At 35.2% G+C, this 15,484-nt stretch carries 14 protein-coding genes; 4 read left to right on the top strand and 10 right to left on the bottom strand.

Annotated features, from left to right (window positions below):
- Positions 1-10: 10 nt before the first annotated feature.
- From OZP09_RS22060 to OZP09_RS22045, 4 genes are all read right to left on the bottom strand, one after another.
- On the bottom strand, positions 11-631 hold the full coding sequence (locus OZP09_RS22060; RefSeq protein WP_072970810.1) for an L-threonylcarbamoyladenylate synthase: 621 nt from the start codon (positions 629-631) through the stop codon (positions 11-13).
- 87 nt (positions 632-718) lie between these two features.
- Positions 719-3,055 (bottom strand): ATP-dependent helicase, encoded by a 2,337-nt coding sequence (locus tag OZP09_RS22055; protein ID WP_269235770.1) that lies wholly within the window; start codon positions 3,053-3,055, stop codon positions 719-721.
- A gap of 118 nt (positions 3,056-3,173) precedes the next feature.
- Positions 3,174-5,309 carry a right-handed parallel beta-helix repeat-containing protein gene (locus OZP09_RS22050; RefSeq protein WP_269235769.1) on the bottom strand — a complete coding sequence of 712 codons (2,136 nt, stop codon included), beginning with the start codon at positions 5,307-5,309 and terminating at the stop codon, positions 3,174-3,176.
- Positions 5,310-5,362: 53 nt separating this feature from the next.
- Positions 5,363-6,130 (bottom strand): sulfite exporter TauE/SafE family protein, encoded by a 768-nt coding sequence (locus OZP09_RS22045; protein WP_281310016.1) that lies wholly within the window; start codon positions 6,128-6,130, stop codon positions 5,363-5,365.
- A gap of 122 nt (positions 6,131-6,252) precedes the next feature.
- Between OZP09_RS22045 and OZP09_RS22040 the strand changes: the two genes are divergently transcribed.
- A complete protein-coding gene (locus tag OZP09_RS22040) occupies positions 6,253-6,774 on the top strand; it encodes a DUF7935 family protein (protein WP_269235768.1) in 522 nt (173 codons plus the stop codon).
- A gap of 98 nt (positions 6,775-6,872) precedes the next feature.
- On the opposite strand, the gene OZP09_RS22035 is transcribed toward OZP09_RS22040, so the two are convergent.
- Positions 6,873-7,772: a patatin-like phospholipase family protein gene (locus tag OZP09_RS22035; protein ID WP_223682974.1), complete on the bottom strand. Its 900-nt coding sequence runs from the start codon at positions 7,770-7,772 to the stop codon at positions 6,873-6,875.
- 104 nt (positions 7,773-7,876) lie between these two features.
- Positions 7,877-9,937 carry a M1 family metallopeptidase gene (locus OZP09_RS22030; protein WP_269235767.1) on the bottom strand — a complete coding sequence of 687 codons (2,061 nt, stop codon included), beginning with the start codon at positions 9,935-9,937 and terminating at the stop codon, positions 7,877-7,879.
- Between the two features lie 93 nt (positions 9,938-10,030).
- On the opposite strand from OZP09_RS22030, the gene OZP09_RS22025 reads away from it, so the two are divergent.
- From OZP09_RS22025 to OZP09_RS22015, 3 genes are read left to right on the top strand one after another with little or no spacing between them, the layout of a single operon-like run.
- A complete protein-coding gene (locus OZP09_RS22025; RefSeq protein ID WP_269235766.1) occupies positions 10,031-10,771 on the top strand; it encodes a Dph6-related ATP pyrophosphatase in 741 nt (246 codons plus the stop codon).
- Positions 10,772-10,773: 2 nt separating this feature from the next.
- Entirely contained in the window at positions 10,774-11,280 is a 507-nt protein-coding gene (locus tag OZP09_RS22020; RefSeq protein WP_269235765.1) for a hypothetical protein, read from the top strand.
- Between the two features lie 3 nt (positions 11,281-11,283).
- Positions 11,284-11,973: an aspartyl/asparaginyl beta-hydroxylase domain-containing protein gene (locus OZP09_RS22015; RefSeq protein ID WP_269235764.1), complete on the top strand. Its 690-nt coding sequence runs from the start codon at positions 11,284-11,286 to the stop codon at positions 11,971-11,973.
- A 3-nt stretch (positions 11,974-11,976) separates the two neighbouring features.
- Here the strand turns inward: OZP09_RS22015 and OZP09_RS22010 are convergent, their stop codons facing one another.
- The 4 genes from OZP09_RS22010 to OZP09_RS21995 are packed head-to-tail and all read right to left on the bottom strand — an operon-like array spanning position 11,977 to position 15,474.
- Positions 11,977-13,674 (bottom strand): carbamoyltransferase family protein, encoded by a 1,698-nt coding sequence (locus OZP09_RS22010; protein WP_269235763.1) that lies wholly within the window; start codon positions 13,672-13,674, stop codon positions 11,977-11,979.
- 52 nt (positions 13,675-13,726) lie between these two features.
- Entirely contained in the window at positions 13,727-14,311 is a 585-nt protein-coding gene (locus OZP09_RS22005; protein ID WP_269235762.1) for a chemotaxis protein CheB, read from the bottom strand.
- Positions 14,293-15,102: a CheR family methyltransferase gene (locus OZP09_RS22000; RefSeq protein ID WP_281310015.1), complete on the bottom strand. Its 810-nt coding sequence runs from the start codon at positions 15,100-15,102 to the stop codon at positions 14,293-14,295. The genes OZP09_RS22005 and OZP09_RS22000 overlap by 19 nt, the downstream gene beginning before the upstream one ends.
- 6 nt (positions 15,103-15,108) lie before the next feature.
- A complete protein-coding gene (locus tag OZP09_RS21995) occupies positions 15,109-15,474 on the bottom strand; it encodes a response regulator (protein ID WP_223682982.1) in 366 nt (121 codons plus the stop codon).
- Positions 15,475-15,484: the final 10 nt, after the last annotated feature.

The raw sequence follows: 15,484 nt of genomic DNA, 5'->3' as shown, positions 1-15,484 counted from the left end.
AAGTATTTTTTTACAAAATATCAATATCTCCTTTTCCTTCTCTTACAATTACCGGCTCATGTTCGGACAGATCTATGATGGTAGAACCAACATTATCTCCATAACCTCCATCAATCACCATATCAACAAGATTTTGCCATTTCTCAAAAATCAATTCAGGATCAGTAGTGTATTCAATCACATCATCTTCATCCCGTATTGATGTTGAAACAACAGGATTCCCTAATTGCCGTACAATTTCGAGAATAATATTGTTATCAGGAACACGTATCCCTACAGTTGTTTTCTTTTTAAACTCTTTAGGCAAATTATTATTACCTGGCAAAATAAACGTATAAGGACCTGGCAATGCTCTTTTTAATATTTTAAAAGTAGAAGTATCAATCTGTCTCACGTAATCTGATAAATTACTCAGGTCATGACAGATAAAAGAGAAATTCGCTTTTTCTAATTTAACTCCCTTAATTTTTGCAATTTTTTCTAAAGCCCTTGAATTAGTTATATCGCAACCCAGACCATAAACAGTATCTGTTGGATAAATAACTAAGCCACCATTCTGAAGTACTTTAACCACTTTTGCAATTGCAGCTTCACTGGGTTTGTCGGGGTATATTTTTATAAATTCTGCCATATTTTTTTGTTTAAAGTTAGATTTTATTCTGCCTTAAAACATTATATTTTTTAATTTTCATCTTTCATATTTATGACGTGTAATTATTTATCCTACAACATCCAGTTTAGCAAACCTTAAAAGTAATTTCTTAATTCCGCCAACCTCAAATTTTATTTCGGCTTTTTTATCAGCTCCGACACCCTCTAAATTTACAACCTGCCCCTTTCCGAAACGTTCGTGCATTACTACATTTCCTATGGTCAGCTTGTTATCAAATAAGTTTGCCGAACCACCATTTGGATTATTTCCTGCAACAGGTTTTAACTTTCTGATATTTAAATCAGGTTTTGGACTATTATCTGTAACAGGTTTAGGAGGAGTTCCTCCTATTGGTTTTGAAAGTCTTAGTTTAGATTTATCAACATCTCCAAAAATATCGCTATCAATCGTTGGTTTATAGCGGTAATTGCTTTCGGATGGTGTTAAAAATTCCAGATATTGCCCGTCAATTTCTTCAATAAAACGTGACGGCTCGCTATCTGTTAATTTTCCCCATCGATAACGGGATTGTGCGTACGTTAAATATGCCTGATGTTCTGCACGGGTTAACGCTACATAAAATAAACGACGCTCTTCTTCTAATTCACTTCTTGTACTCATACTCATGGCACTCGGAAACAAATCTTCTTCCATTCCCACCACAAAAACATGCGGAAATTCCAATCCTTTTGCCAGGTGAATTGTCATTAAGGCAACACGGTCTTCATCTGATGTGTCCTTATCCAAATCGGTAGCCAAAGCAACATCTTCCATGAATTCAGACAAAGCACCTCTTGCGCCGTCAATTTCTTTTTGCCCCTCAGTAAAATCTTTAATACCATTTAAAAGCTCTTCAATATTCTGAATTTTCGCCATCCCTTCCGGTGTAGCATCTTTTTTCAGTTCCTGAACCAAACCTGTTTTTTTGGCCACATGGTCTGTAATATAAAAAGCATCCTGATTTTCATTAATAACCTGAAAACTCTGAATCATGGTTACAAAATCATTCAGTTTATTTTTGGTGCCTGCATTTAGTTTTAAATCGATTTTATCAATATTCACCATTACTTCCCAAATCGAACGCTTGTAGTGATTAGCAGCGATTGTAAGCTTTTCAACAGTTGTATCTCCAATTCCGCGTGCCGGATAATTGATAACACGTATGAGCGCTTCTTCATCTTTCGGATTAATTACCAGACGGAGATAGCATAAAACATCTTTAATTTCCTTACGCTGGTAAAATGAAAGCCCGCCATAAATTCGATATGGAATATCCCTCTTTCTTAAAGCATCCTCCATGGCACGTGATTGTGCATTCGTACGGTATAAAATTGCAAAAGCGCCATTATGCAATTGATTCTGCATTTTTTGTTCGAAAATCGTGCTGGCAACAAATCGGCCTTCTTCAGCATCTGTCAAACTTCTGTGGACTTTTATTTTCGGACCAAACTCATTTGCTGTCCATACAACCTTGTCCAGTTTGGTTTTATTATGTTCCATTACAGTATTTGCGGCTTCTACAATATTTCGCGTAGAACGGTAATTTTGCTCCAATCGAAACATTTTCACCCCTTCATAATCCTTTTGGAAATTCAGGATATTATTGATGTTTGCCCCACGGAAAGCATAAATACTCTGCGCATCATCACCAACTACACAAATATTCTGAAACTTATCTGACAGAGCCCGAACAATTAAATATTGTGAGTGGTTCGTATCCTGGTACTCATCAACCAGAATATATCGGAAACGGTTTTGATATTTCGCCAAAACTTCAGGGAAACGAGTCAGTAATTCATTGGTCTTCAACAACAAATCATCAAAATCCATTGCTCCTGCTTTAAAACAGCGCTCTACATATTGCTGATAAATTTCGCCCAAACGAGGTTTTTTTGACATCGCATCCGCTTCCATCAATTCAGGATTGTTGAAATAGGCTTTTACGGTAATCAAACTATTTTTATATGTCGAAATTCGTCCTAAAACTTGTTTCGGCTTATAAATATCACGATCCAGCTGCATTTCTTTTATAATAGAAGAAATCAGTCTGGCTGAATCCTGAGAGTCATAAATGGTAAAATTGGACGGATACCCCAAATGTTCTGATTCTGAACGAAGTATACGTGCAAAAATAGAATGAAAAGTCCCCATCCACAGGTTTTTTGCTTCACTTGCACCTACTATTGTAGAAATCCTGTGCTTCATTTCGCGGGCAGCTTTATTCGTAAATGTAAGTGATAATATATTAAAAGCATCAACCCCCTGATGCATTAAATAAGCAATCCTAATTGTTAAAACACGCGTTTTTCCCGAACCGGCACCTGCTATAATAATCATTGGCCCGTCTTTTTGTAAAACAGGCTGTCGTTGTGCTTCGTTGAGCTGGTCAATATAATTCTGCATGAAATTGTTCTCCTTTTATGCAAAAATAAGAATTAAACTGTTAGGATTTAAATTCTATAAAAATCAAACCTGACTTAAAAGAAAAAATAAATTCACTTCACAATAACTAAATTGTATTTTAAAAACAAGATTCGGCCATAGGTGCTTCTCCTGTAATTTCCATCCAGTCAATATTAGCAAATGGCAATGCATCAATAGTCTCTAACCTAATTGTATTTACACCTTTATTCAACTTAATAGTAAGTGGCTCAGTAGTAGCAAATTTAGTTGTGCTGGATGTCATTGGGAATGCTAAATCAATTGCATTCGTTCCATTTATCTTCACTTTTGCAGTTGTTGTTTTACCTCTGTGCACATATCTAAATACAACCGAGTAAAGCCCTGAATCCGAAACTTTAACCGTGTAATTTATTCCACTGCCGAAAGCATCCGTAATGTTCGTTACTTTTCTGTTATCAGCACTTGAATTAATAGTGATTACACCATCATATTTACAAAATCCAGGTGAAGCTTCTTCAATCCTTAAAGTATGGGTTCCTGTTAGTTTTTTTCCAAAAGTTGCCGTAATGCCCGTGTCAGCAGTAATTGAGACGGTTATCGCCTCAGTCGTTTCTCCTGAATTCCATGATTTTAATTCATTACCCGCTGAAGGAATAGCAGTAAGCGTTACTGTTTCTCCTTCTGTGTAAGTGGCTTTATTGGGATTTACTGTAATTGTTCCGCCTTCAGCCGGATTAGCTGCAGTTGTCAAAACGTAAGTGGCAGGTATTATACTTTTAAAATTAGCTGTAATCGTTTTATTGGTATCCATTTTAACAGTCGTTGTGGCTATTGTTGAACCATCGCTCCATGATTTAAATATATAATCAGAAGATGGCATTGCGGTTAAAGTTACAACCTCCCCTGCATCATAACCTTTTTTAACGGGACTAACAGTCACTGTTCCTCCGGCAATTGGTTTTCCTGTGACTTTTAATATAAAATCTGTTGTTTGCTGTGATCCTGATTCCCTGGCTCCAAGATCTGGCGCAGTTCCGCTAAACTCTATTCCGTTTGCCTGTACTCCTGCATCAATAAAATCGCTTGTCGTCTTTAATGCCAGAAAATCACCCAGGTTCGGGCTTCCATCTTCATTTTTTAAAACAGCAGGAACAGTCAAAGAAACAAAATCATCATCACTGATTACTAGTGCAGGATTTCTGCCATTAGTACTTCCTTTAATCCACCAAACATTTGAATTTTCGACATCTTTACCAAAATTTTTATCCTTAAATGATTTGTAAGAGATGTTATTTCTGAATTGATGTTTTCCACCAGGACGAAACCCAAAACCATTACTTTTATTATTATAGGAAGTATTATTAGTCATCTCAATCGCTCCTAAATTATTGTTGTCCGTAAAGCCATGCTGACCGTTCCCGAAAGCAATACAGCGCCTCAGAATATGATTTACAGGAATTCCTTCTCCGCCTAATTTAAAACCATTTTTATCACCAGTCAACGTTTTACTGCCATTTGTGAGTGTTCCATTGTTATAAGCAACACAATTTTCGAATAGTACAGCTCCAATTGGTCCGGTTTTTTTCTTGGTGTACAAATCCCATCCGTCATCACTATTATTATGTGAAATGCAGCCACGAAAAATATTCCCCTTCCCACACGTTAACTTTGCGGCAAATCCATCTGCATTTTCTGCTAATGAATCTTTATTATCAAAAGATTCGCAGTTCAGAATCAAATTATTGGAAGGCCATTGATCAATTGATGTGTAAGCAGCGAAATATCTGCTAATCTGAAGACCGCTGTCTCTGTTTTTTTCAAAAATACAATTGTCAATTGTATTGTTGTTTCCGGAAAGAAGCATGCCGTTGTCTCCAGCCTTTCTAATTGTTATTCCTTTAAAATACCAATAGAATCCATCCAAAACAATTCCTTTATTTTCGTTGCTTTCCCTTTGTACCGAAAAATCAAGAATTGGAATTTCACCATTATATGGCTCTATTCGCTTCAAGTTTCCTTCAGATCCACTATTTTCTCTGGTAATAAAAATAGTTGAAGCGATCGAATAAATCCCGCCACGCATATAAATCGTTTGTCCGGGAGTAATTTTATTAATGGCATTCTGCAGTGTTGTCGGACTTCCAATAGTCCCATCATTATCCAATTTTCCCGCCGGAGAAACATAGATTTGAGAAAATATGCAAAGCGGAAAAAACAACAAAACACCAAATAGAACTGCCAATTTATTTTTCATCTCAATACTGTTTTTGATTTATACTTTATTGTTTTTTTTTCTTCTTCTAAAAATCATCTGTAAAAAACATCATAAGCAAACCGGATCAAAGTTCCCACGACAACAACCAAAAAGAAAATCCTGATAAAACCATTTCCTTTGTTGATGGCCAATTTTGCGCCAAGCCAGCCACCAATTCCATTACTGATAGCCATCGGAATTGCAATGCTCCAGATAATTTTTCCTTTAATCATGAACAAACAAATCGAACCAAAGTTGGTCGCCAGATTTACCATTTTAGCATTTGCAGAAGCATGCAAAAAGTCAAACCCTAATAAGGCAATAAAAGCAACCACAAAAAAACTGCCGGTTCCCGGGCCAATAAACCCGTCATAAAAGCCAATAATAATACTGATAACAACTGCATACATAATCTGAGTTGTTGCAGAATGATCTTTAGCCACATGCTGCCCGAAGTTTTTCTTAGCATACGTATACACAAACAGCAAAGATAATACCACCAATAAAAGCGGTTTCATGAAATCATTGCTTACAAGGGTTAAAATAGTTGAACCCAAAAAAGCTGATGGTACTGCCAGAAACATCATAATCAACAATAGCCTCCACTGAATGATTACATTTTTAAGGTACTGAAAAGCAGCAAAAGCAGTTCCGCTAAAGGCTGGAATCTTCAATGTTCCTATAACTGTAGAAACAGGCAGATTAGGTAACAAAATCAATCCCATTGGGGTTTGAATTAATCCGCCACCACCAACAATTGCATCAATAAATCCTGCTGCAAAGGCGGCCATACAGAGAAAAAATATAATATAGGAATCCATCAAAATTGTGTTTGCGCTTAAAAATAACAAGTTGCAAAAATACGCCTTCCATTTTGTTTATTGCTGAAAATTTAAAGCGGATTTCTCCTCAAAAAGTATATTTTTGCCTAAAAATTATAGAAATGGATTTTACCCGAATTATAGAATTAGCCAGTTATACTTTACCAGCCGTAGTTACCGGATTTGTAGCTTACCGTTTTTTTGAACTGCATATTAAGAACAACGATAAAAAACGTGCTTTTTTGTTAAGCAGAGAATACCAAAAACAATCTTTACCAATTCGCCTGCAGGCTTACGAGCGTATGACTTTATTTTTGGAGCGTATTAACCTTACGAAATTATTGATTCGTGTTGCACCAATTTCTCAGCAAAAACACGATTATGAAAATTTCATCATTGATCAGATTGAACAGGAATTTGAGCATAACCTAACGCAACAGATTTATATGTCTGATGAATGCTGGACTATTATCACAACTGCTAAGAATTCCACCATACAAATGATTCGTAAAGCTGCTATGAGCGACCGTGTAGAAAATGCTGATAAATTGCGTGAAGTAATTTTAAATGATTTATTGGAAAAACAATCACCTAGTAATGCTGCTTTGGGATTTATTAAAAATGAGGTTGCGGAGTTGTGGTAAATTTTATTAGTACTTAGTCCTCAGTTTTTTAGTCCTTAGTCATTAATTCCTCTTTTTAAAAACTAAAGACTAAATGCTAATAACTAGGGACTAAAAGACTACTTATTATCACTCATAATCTCAGACTTATTCTGAGCGTATTCATATCCTTGTTCCCACCAGTTTTTCATTACTTCCTTATTAAAAATCAAGGCATTATTCGTAAGTTTTGTTGGCGTATAATATAAATTAAGTTTGACATTTTTATTATTTGCTATTAGTTTTCCTATTGCAATGTCGTGTTTTTCAACCTGATCCAAAGCAATTCTAAACAAATCAATCATCAGTGAAAACGGATTTTTCCCAATCACGGTTTTCTCCATATTAACTTCAGTTTCCAGGATAATGACATCTATTTCTGTAGCTCCGCGATTAATTGCTTCGCGAATAGGAACCAGGCTTGAGAAACCACCATCTCCATATTCACAGTTGTTTTTTTCAACAAGACTCATAAATGGTACATAGTTACTCGAAATCCAGGACCAGTCACAGAACTCTTCGTACGTACATTCTTTTATCGATTTATATTCGGCCTCATTTTTTGTAAAATTGGTTACCGTAATGACAACATCCTTTTTAAGCTTTTTTAACTGATTGAAATCAGACAATGAGAAGTTACTTCTAATGTATTTCCTTAATCCTTTGCTTTCCCCAAACGTTCTTTTTCCTTTAAAAAACTGACGTATTACATTGAAGTGATTAATGGTTACAATATCTACTCCGTCTTTAACTTTAACCACAAACGGACAAATATTAAATATTTTAGACATGTTGACATTGGTGTAAATCGAGTGGATTTGCTCAATATTTCCGAGTGCGAGATGCGGAATCAATAAACTTCCTGTTGAAGTCCCGAGGAATAAATCGTATTGATGTCTTTTTACTTCTAATAAATATTGTGCAACACCGCCGGCAAATGCGCCTTTACTGCCACCACCGGAAATAACCAATGCTCTCATAAATTAACTGTAGGTTTTGTTTTTGGTTTCTTTAGATGAAAGAAAAAAGATTTTCTATAAATTCTTAAATATCAGTTACCAAACTCTTGGTTCTTGCATCTATTTTATTCTTTCAATAAACGATTCAATTGAAATTGTTCATCGGGGGTCAAATTAGGCAAAATTCTTTCAAACGAAGCACGCATTTCAGAATTTTTTAATAACAATCGAATAGTTTCTCTTCCAAATTTCGAAAATTGCCACATATGATGCGTTGTAGCATTTACTAAATTACTCAACACCTGATCGTTAATGATTTTAAACGCAATTAATTTTTCTAACGCATTTTGCCTGGTTGTTGCCTCATATTTTACAGATGAAAAAGCAATCAATTCTGAAATCAAAACCTCAGGATCATTGCTGTAATTTTCTGTGGACAATGCCAATGAAAGCCATAAAGTACGAAGATTGTAATCATTGAACCCAATCCATGTTTTTGTTTTATCAAGATATGCTGCTCTTAGTTCAGGAAAATTCTTCCACAAAAAATAAAGCGCTATTTCCTGTGTCTGATACGATTTATCTTCTAACAAAGTTTCATATTCTACCCTAAAATCTTCCGGGATTTTCGATAAATTCTCAGCAATAGCCTGACGGACTTTAATATTGTTTGTTTGCAAAGCAGTTATTAAAAGCGCTTTTTTTGCTTCATATTTCTCAGACTCAATTTGGTCAATTACGGATACTTTTACAGCCTGATAGGAATCTGAATTTAAAATTTTCAAAAAGTAATCCTGCTTTTCTGCCAAAGGTGTCTTTTTCAGTTTATCCACTTCGAGTCTTTCCAGAATTGCTTTGTTTTTAATCAATAAAGCATTCGCTGTCGGGGTATCAAAAGCAGTAGTTTCCAGCCATGCTTTCTGAAATTTATCCAAATCAAAATCGGATACTTTTTTAATTTCGTTGAAGAAATCCTGCGTGTTAACAGTTTGATAAGCATACTTCTTTAAATAGCTTTTTATTGCCTTTTTAAATGCTTTATCACCAATAGATTCATGCAGAACAAATAATGCCCAGGCTCCTTTTTCGTAAAAAGTCAGTGAACTGGCTTTGGGATTCAAAACCGGAATTGAATCGGTTCTGGAAGCAAATTTGAGCTGTTGCGCCGTATCGTATAATTTGGAATAAAAATAATCTTCTCCGTAAATTTCTTTTTCTGCCAATAAAGCATAATAGGTTGCAAAACCTTCCTGAAGCCAGTGATGCGTACTGCTCTCTGCGGTAATCAGATCTCCAAACCAATGATGTGCAAGCTCATGTGCATCAACATTAGTATAGTTTCGGTCTTCAAAACCAATCGAATCTACGACATAACGTGTAGCAAAAAGCGTTGTAGTTGTATTTTCCATTCCGGCATACAAAAAATCACGAACCGGAATTTGTCTGTTTATTTTCCAAGGGTATTTTACTCCTATTTCTTTCTCTAAAAAGTCAAAAATACGTTTCGAATAACGGTATGTCGGTTCTAAACGGTCTGCATCTTTAGATTCAAGATAATATTCAAGCGGAATTTTAGATTTTGATCTGAATTCTTTTTTATCAAATTTTCCAATGGCAAGCATTAATAAATAAGAACTCATTGGCTTTTCCATTTGATATTGCCAGTGAAACTGATTGTTTTCTTCTGCCTTTTCTTTTAAAATCCCGTTAGAGATAACCTGATAGTTTTTATCGTAGGTAATTCCGAGGTTAAAAATCAATTTTTCATTCACATCATCAAAACTCGGAAACCAGTTACTTGTGTATCTTCCCTGCCCTTGTGTCCAGATTTGTGCCTCGGCATTTTCAATATCTACAAAATACAAGGCTTGTTTAGGCTTTACAGTATATTCAAAAGTCAATTGATTTTCGCCTTCCTTAAAATGATCAACGATTTGTAGCTGCTTGCCTGTATTAATAAAAACCGTTTCTTTCTGATTGATTGTTACTTTGGAAAATTCCATGTTTTTAGCATCAATCTTTATAGTATCTATTGGTTTTAAAACTTCAAAATGATAGTTAACAGAACCTGAAACCGATTTTTCATTTGCATTTAGTTTTAATTGTGCTGAAACCGATTTAAAATCGACAAATTGGATTTGTTGTGCAAAACCGAAGGCGGTGAAAAATAATAAAATGTATTTCATTGAATAAAATTGAAGGCAAAATCCAAAGTTACAAAGGTTTCACCAACAAATCGAATGAAATTTGTATGTTTACATTAGAAAAATTACCTGAACGTGTCAACACCTAAAAAAGCCTTATTCAACTGGAGCAGCGGGAAAGATTCTGCTCTCGCTTTATACAAAATTCTTCAAAACCCTGAATACAAAATTGAATGTTTACTGACTAGCGTCAATCAGCAATATCAACGAATTTCTATGCATGGCGTTCGTACAGCATTACTCGAAGCACAGGCTAAAAGTCTTGGTTTACCTTTGAAAATAATGCAGATTCCGGAAATGCCAACCATGGAAGTCTATGAAAATGTCATGACTGAAACATTGTCCGGATTAAAAAAAGAAGGAATAACACATTCTGTTTTTGGGGATATTTTTCTGGAAGATTTACGAAAATACCGTGAAGACAAATTAGCTGAAATGGGCTTTGAAGGCGTTTTCCCAATCTGGAAAATCCCGACTTCTGATTTGATTCAGGAATTCATCGGTTTAGGTTTTAAAACAATTGTGGTTTGTGTTAATGAACGTTATCTGGACAAAAGTTTTGTTGGTCGAATAATAGATCAGGATTTTATAAATGATTTACCTGAAGATGTTGATGTTTGTGGTGAAAATGGTGAATTTCATACTTTTACTTTTAACGGACCTATTTTCTCAGAAGCCATCAATTTCGAAATTGGTGAAACCGTATATAGAAAATATGAAAAACCAAAAACAGAATCCTCTAATACAGCCTGTGACACCAACGCCACAGATGCTTTTGATTACGGATTCTGGTATACTGACTTAATTCCGAAATAATTATGATCATAGAAAAACAATCTGCCGAATTAGAAAAAGTACTGTCCTTTTTGGACGAAATTGGAATTGATGTTGTTGAAAAGCAGTTAGAAACTTCATTTCTGCCAGGATTGAGTTTAGGTCCAAATTGTCTTTATATTGATTATGAAAAATTATTATATCCGGGTGATATTCTTCATGAAGCCGGGCATCTGGCTGTAACAACTTCAGCCGAAAGAAAAATTGTCGGAACAGATGAAATGGCTGCTGACTGGCCTTCTCAGGGCGAGGAAATGGGTGCCATTCTTTGGTCTTTCGCAGCTGCAAAACATTTAGAACTACCTATTGAATTTGTCTTCCATCCCAACGGTTACAAAAACGAATCAGAATGGCTGATTTCAAATTTTACAAATGAAAATTATATTGGATTGCCTTTTCTTGAATGGGCCGGACTTGCCTTAGGAAAAGTAAACGCTGAGAAAGAAGGCAAAGAGCCTTTTCCAGAAATGTTAAAATGGCTAAGAGATTAAATTATGGATAAATTAGTACGCTCAATAAAATTTCCGATGTTTTTTGATCCTGAAAAACTTAAAACGGATGTTCGTAAAATCATCGATAAAAAATGGATAAATCATTACAATACAAATGATTATTCCGGAAAATGGACTTCTATAGCCTTAATGTCACAAAACGGAAAATCTGATTCGATTTTTGCACTTCCGAACGGTGATGAAAAACTGGTTCCTACCGAAATCATGGAATCCTGTAGTTATTTTCAGGAAATTCTGGATAGCTTTTTATTCGAAAAAACTGCTGTCCGATTGTTAAAACTCGATGTTGGTGCCGAAGTTAAACCACATACCGATAATTGCCTGGGGTATGAAGACGGATGTTTCAGATTACATATCCCAATTATTACCAATAGCGAAGTTGAATTCATTTTAGACGGAAACCGTTTGATTATGAACGAAGGAGAATGCTGGTATATTGATGCTAATTTTACCCATTCGGTCGCAAATCGCGGAACTGAAGACAGAATACACCTTGTTATTGACGGGCTTCGAAATGACTGGACCGATCATTTATTTTTTAAGCATGCCAGTCAAAATGAATTTATACGTCCTGCTACAGAAACTTCTGAAAAAGAGAAGCAGCTTATAATCGCTGAACTCAAACGCATGAATCCGCCAAATTTAGATATCATATTGAAAGATTTAGAATAGCTGTTATTTTTCAATTACATAATCTTCCATCACTAGAATATCCAAAGCTGTAATTTCGAATAAATGAAGTGCTTCTTCGGGAGTTTCAACAATAGGCATTCCTTTTTTATTGAGGCTTGTATTGAGTAAAACGGGTATTCCGCTTTGTTTATAAAATGCAGTTAGCAACTTTGCAAATTTTGGGTTCCAGCTTTCCTCAACAGTCTGAACTCTTGCAGAACCATCTCTATGGGTAACATTTTTAAGGTTTTCCAAATGTTCCGGTCTTGTTTTATCTACCAAAATCATATAGGGACTTTTTCTCCCATACAAAAAATATTCTTGTACTTTATCTTTTAAAACTGCAGGTGCAAAAGGGCGAAAATCTTCCCTGAATTTAATCTTTAGATTGATATGGTCTTTCATTCCTTCAATTCCTGGATGCCCCAAAATACTTCTTCGCCCCAAAGAACGGGGACCAAATTCTGATCCTGACTGAAACCAAGCAATTGTTTTTCCTTCATTTAATTTTTCTGCACAATAATTTACCAAATCATCTTCATTAGAAAACTTTTTAGGATTGTATTTTTTATATTCGGACTTTTCAAATGCTGACTCAATTTCAGGATTACTATACATTTTGCCAAAGCATGTATTTCCGTCATGAGGAACTTTCGGCATATTTAAATATTCCAGCCAGCCATAAAATGCACAGCCTAAAGCGAGCCCATTATCTGCGGCAGCGGGTTCAAAATAAATATTTTCAGCTATTTTGCTATCCTGCAGTTTGGCATTGGCTACGGCATTAAGCGCAACCCCTCCGGAATAACATAGATTTTTATGAGGAAATTTTGCCAGTCGGTTATAAATACATTGTAAAACTGCATTTTCGACCTGTTTCTGAGCCCATTTAGCCACATTGGCGTAATACTCAAAGTTGTTTTTGAAATACTCATACCCTTTTGAAGGATTTGTAAACTGATTTTTCCAGTCTTCATTTACAAACAGATTTCCTGATTTAAATTCAAAAGCTTCAAAATCAAAAATTCCTGATTTTCCAAATGGTGCAAGTCCCATTAATTTGCCCACATCATCCATATCCCCAAATACGTAATAACTCACAGCTGCATAAAATCCTCCTATAGAATGCTGTGTGGTCCGGAGTGAAAACAAACCGCCTGACTTTTCAGCCATTTTACTAAAATCCTTAATCAAAGGCGTTAATTTTTGCCCATCAAAATGGTAAAAACTGTCTTTTTCACACAACATCTCAACTCCATCAAGAAATTCAGGGTTTATATATTGTTTTTGTTCAGGATGCAATCTTAGAAACTGTTCAAGAGGACTCCCGCAGCCATCAATAACCATTACGGCACATTCTGAAAAAGGGCAGGTTCCAACAGCACTGTAGGCATGAGCCAGATGATGCGAAATATCAACAATTTTCAAATCTGGTACTGCTGCAAAAAGTCTTTTTCCTTTAAATTGATTGCGATTCGGGATTTCGAAATTGGCACACTGTACTACAAGCGAAATATCTTTTAGCTGAATCCCTTCCGCATCCAGGCAATACTGGATTGCGAGGTTATCATTTCCCCCATCATGTTTGATTCGGCTTAACCTTTCTTTTTCAATGCCCACACAAACACGTCCATCTTTTAGTAAAACTGCCGATCCGTTGTGCGAAAGTCCGGTACCGAGAACATAAACAGGTGAATTCATTAAGTCAATATTTTTATAGTTTTACTTTTTCAAACTACTAAAATAATTAAACTTACTTATCAATTGAAAGAATAAACTGAAGAATTTCATGAATATTTAAAACATAATCTGGAACTGTATTCTGGATAGCGTGATTAGGCATAAAAGGCATATCAGCTGAATCCGGATTCTGGACAATTATAGTTCCGCCTTGACTTTTAATCGCTTTTAATCCTTCTGTGCCATCGGAATTTGAACCAGATAATAAAATCCCTATTAGCTGTTCTTTATATACCTCAGCAGCTGACTCAAACGACACATCAATACTTGGTCTGCTGTAATTTACTTTTTCAGAAGTATCAAGTGACAGCGTGTGGTTTTTTTCAAATAACAAATGATAATTTGACGGGGCTATATAAATAAATGCGGGTATTAAGGCTACTTTATCTTCAACCTTTTTTACTTTAACAGGTGATTTTATTTCAATCAGTTCTTCAAAAGTTTGCTCATCTGTACTTTTCCGATGCACAACAATTACAATAGCAAAAGATTTTATAACAGACAACTGCGGTAAGATTTGCATTAGCGCATTTAAACTTCCGGCTGAGCCTCCTATAATTACAACTTTAAAATCTGGATTTACTTGATTTTTCTCCATATTTTTTCCTTATCTAATTGTTTATACTTGCCCGGAGATATGGAATACTTTATGGTTTCTTTTGTACCCAAAGCTAAAAATCCCAAAATCGCCAGACTATCATCAAATAAGCTAATTGCCCTTTTTTGTAAATCATTATCAAAATAAATCAGGACATTGCGGCAAAAAATTATATCAAATTCATTAAATGAAGTATCAGAAACTAAATTATGCTGTGAAAAAACCATTTTTTGGGATAGTTCTTCATTAAATTTTGCAATACCATAATTGGCAGTATAATAACTCGAAAAATCTTCTTTTCCTCCTGAATCGCGATAATTCTCTGAATACTCCTTCATCATTCTCAATGGAAAGATTCCTTTTTTGGCTGAATCAAGGACCTTTGCATTTATATCTGTAGCATAAATTAGGGATTTATGCAGTAATCCTGCTTCCTTTAATAAAATGGCCATAGAATACACTTCTTCACCTGTAGAACATCCTGCATGCCATAAACGAATAAAAGGTTTTGTACCTAATAAAGGCAGAACCTGATTACGGATTACAGTATAAAAAGCAGGATCCCGAAACATTTCGGTAACATTTACTGTAATTTCATCAATAACATGCTTGAAATAGTCAGGATTGTATCTGACCTTAGATAAAAATTCACCAAAATGAATAAATCCATCCAGTTGATATATCCTGTTTACACGTCTTTTTAAAGAAGCTCTTGAATAACTACCAAAATCAAAACCATAATATTCATACACTTCATTTATAAAGGTTTCTAATTCGATATCTTCTATCATAAAATTTTAAATTCTGCTTAACATCAAAAGCAATTTATCCACATCGACCGGTTTAGAAATATAATCATCTGCACCAGCCTCCAAACATTTTTCTTTATCTCCATTCATAGCCTGAGCCGTCACAGCTACAACAAAAGTTGATTCGTGCGAAGGTATATTCTTTATCAAAGGAATGGCGTCATAGCCATCCATTTCAGGCATCATCATATCAATTAAAACAGCATCTATATTTTCATCCGAATTTAATATTTTTAAAGCTTCTTCAGCGCTCAGGCATGATAAACACTCAAATGATTTGGCACGGAGCGTATTTTCTAAAGCAAAAATATTTCTGGAATCATCATCCACAATCAAAACCCTTTTTTTATGCATATTTTTACTT

It is taken from the genome of Flavobacterium flavigenum (assembly GCF_027111255.2).
In the GTDB taxonomy this organism is placed as follows: domain Bacteria; phylum Bacteroidota; class Bacteroidia; order Flavobacteriales; family Flavobacteriaceae; genus Flavobacterium; species Flavobacterium flavigenum.
Note: the sequence above shows the minus strand (reverse complement) of the source record. Positions and strands in the feature narration are given on the sequence as shown.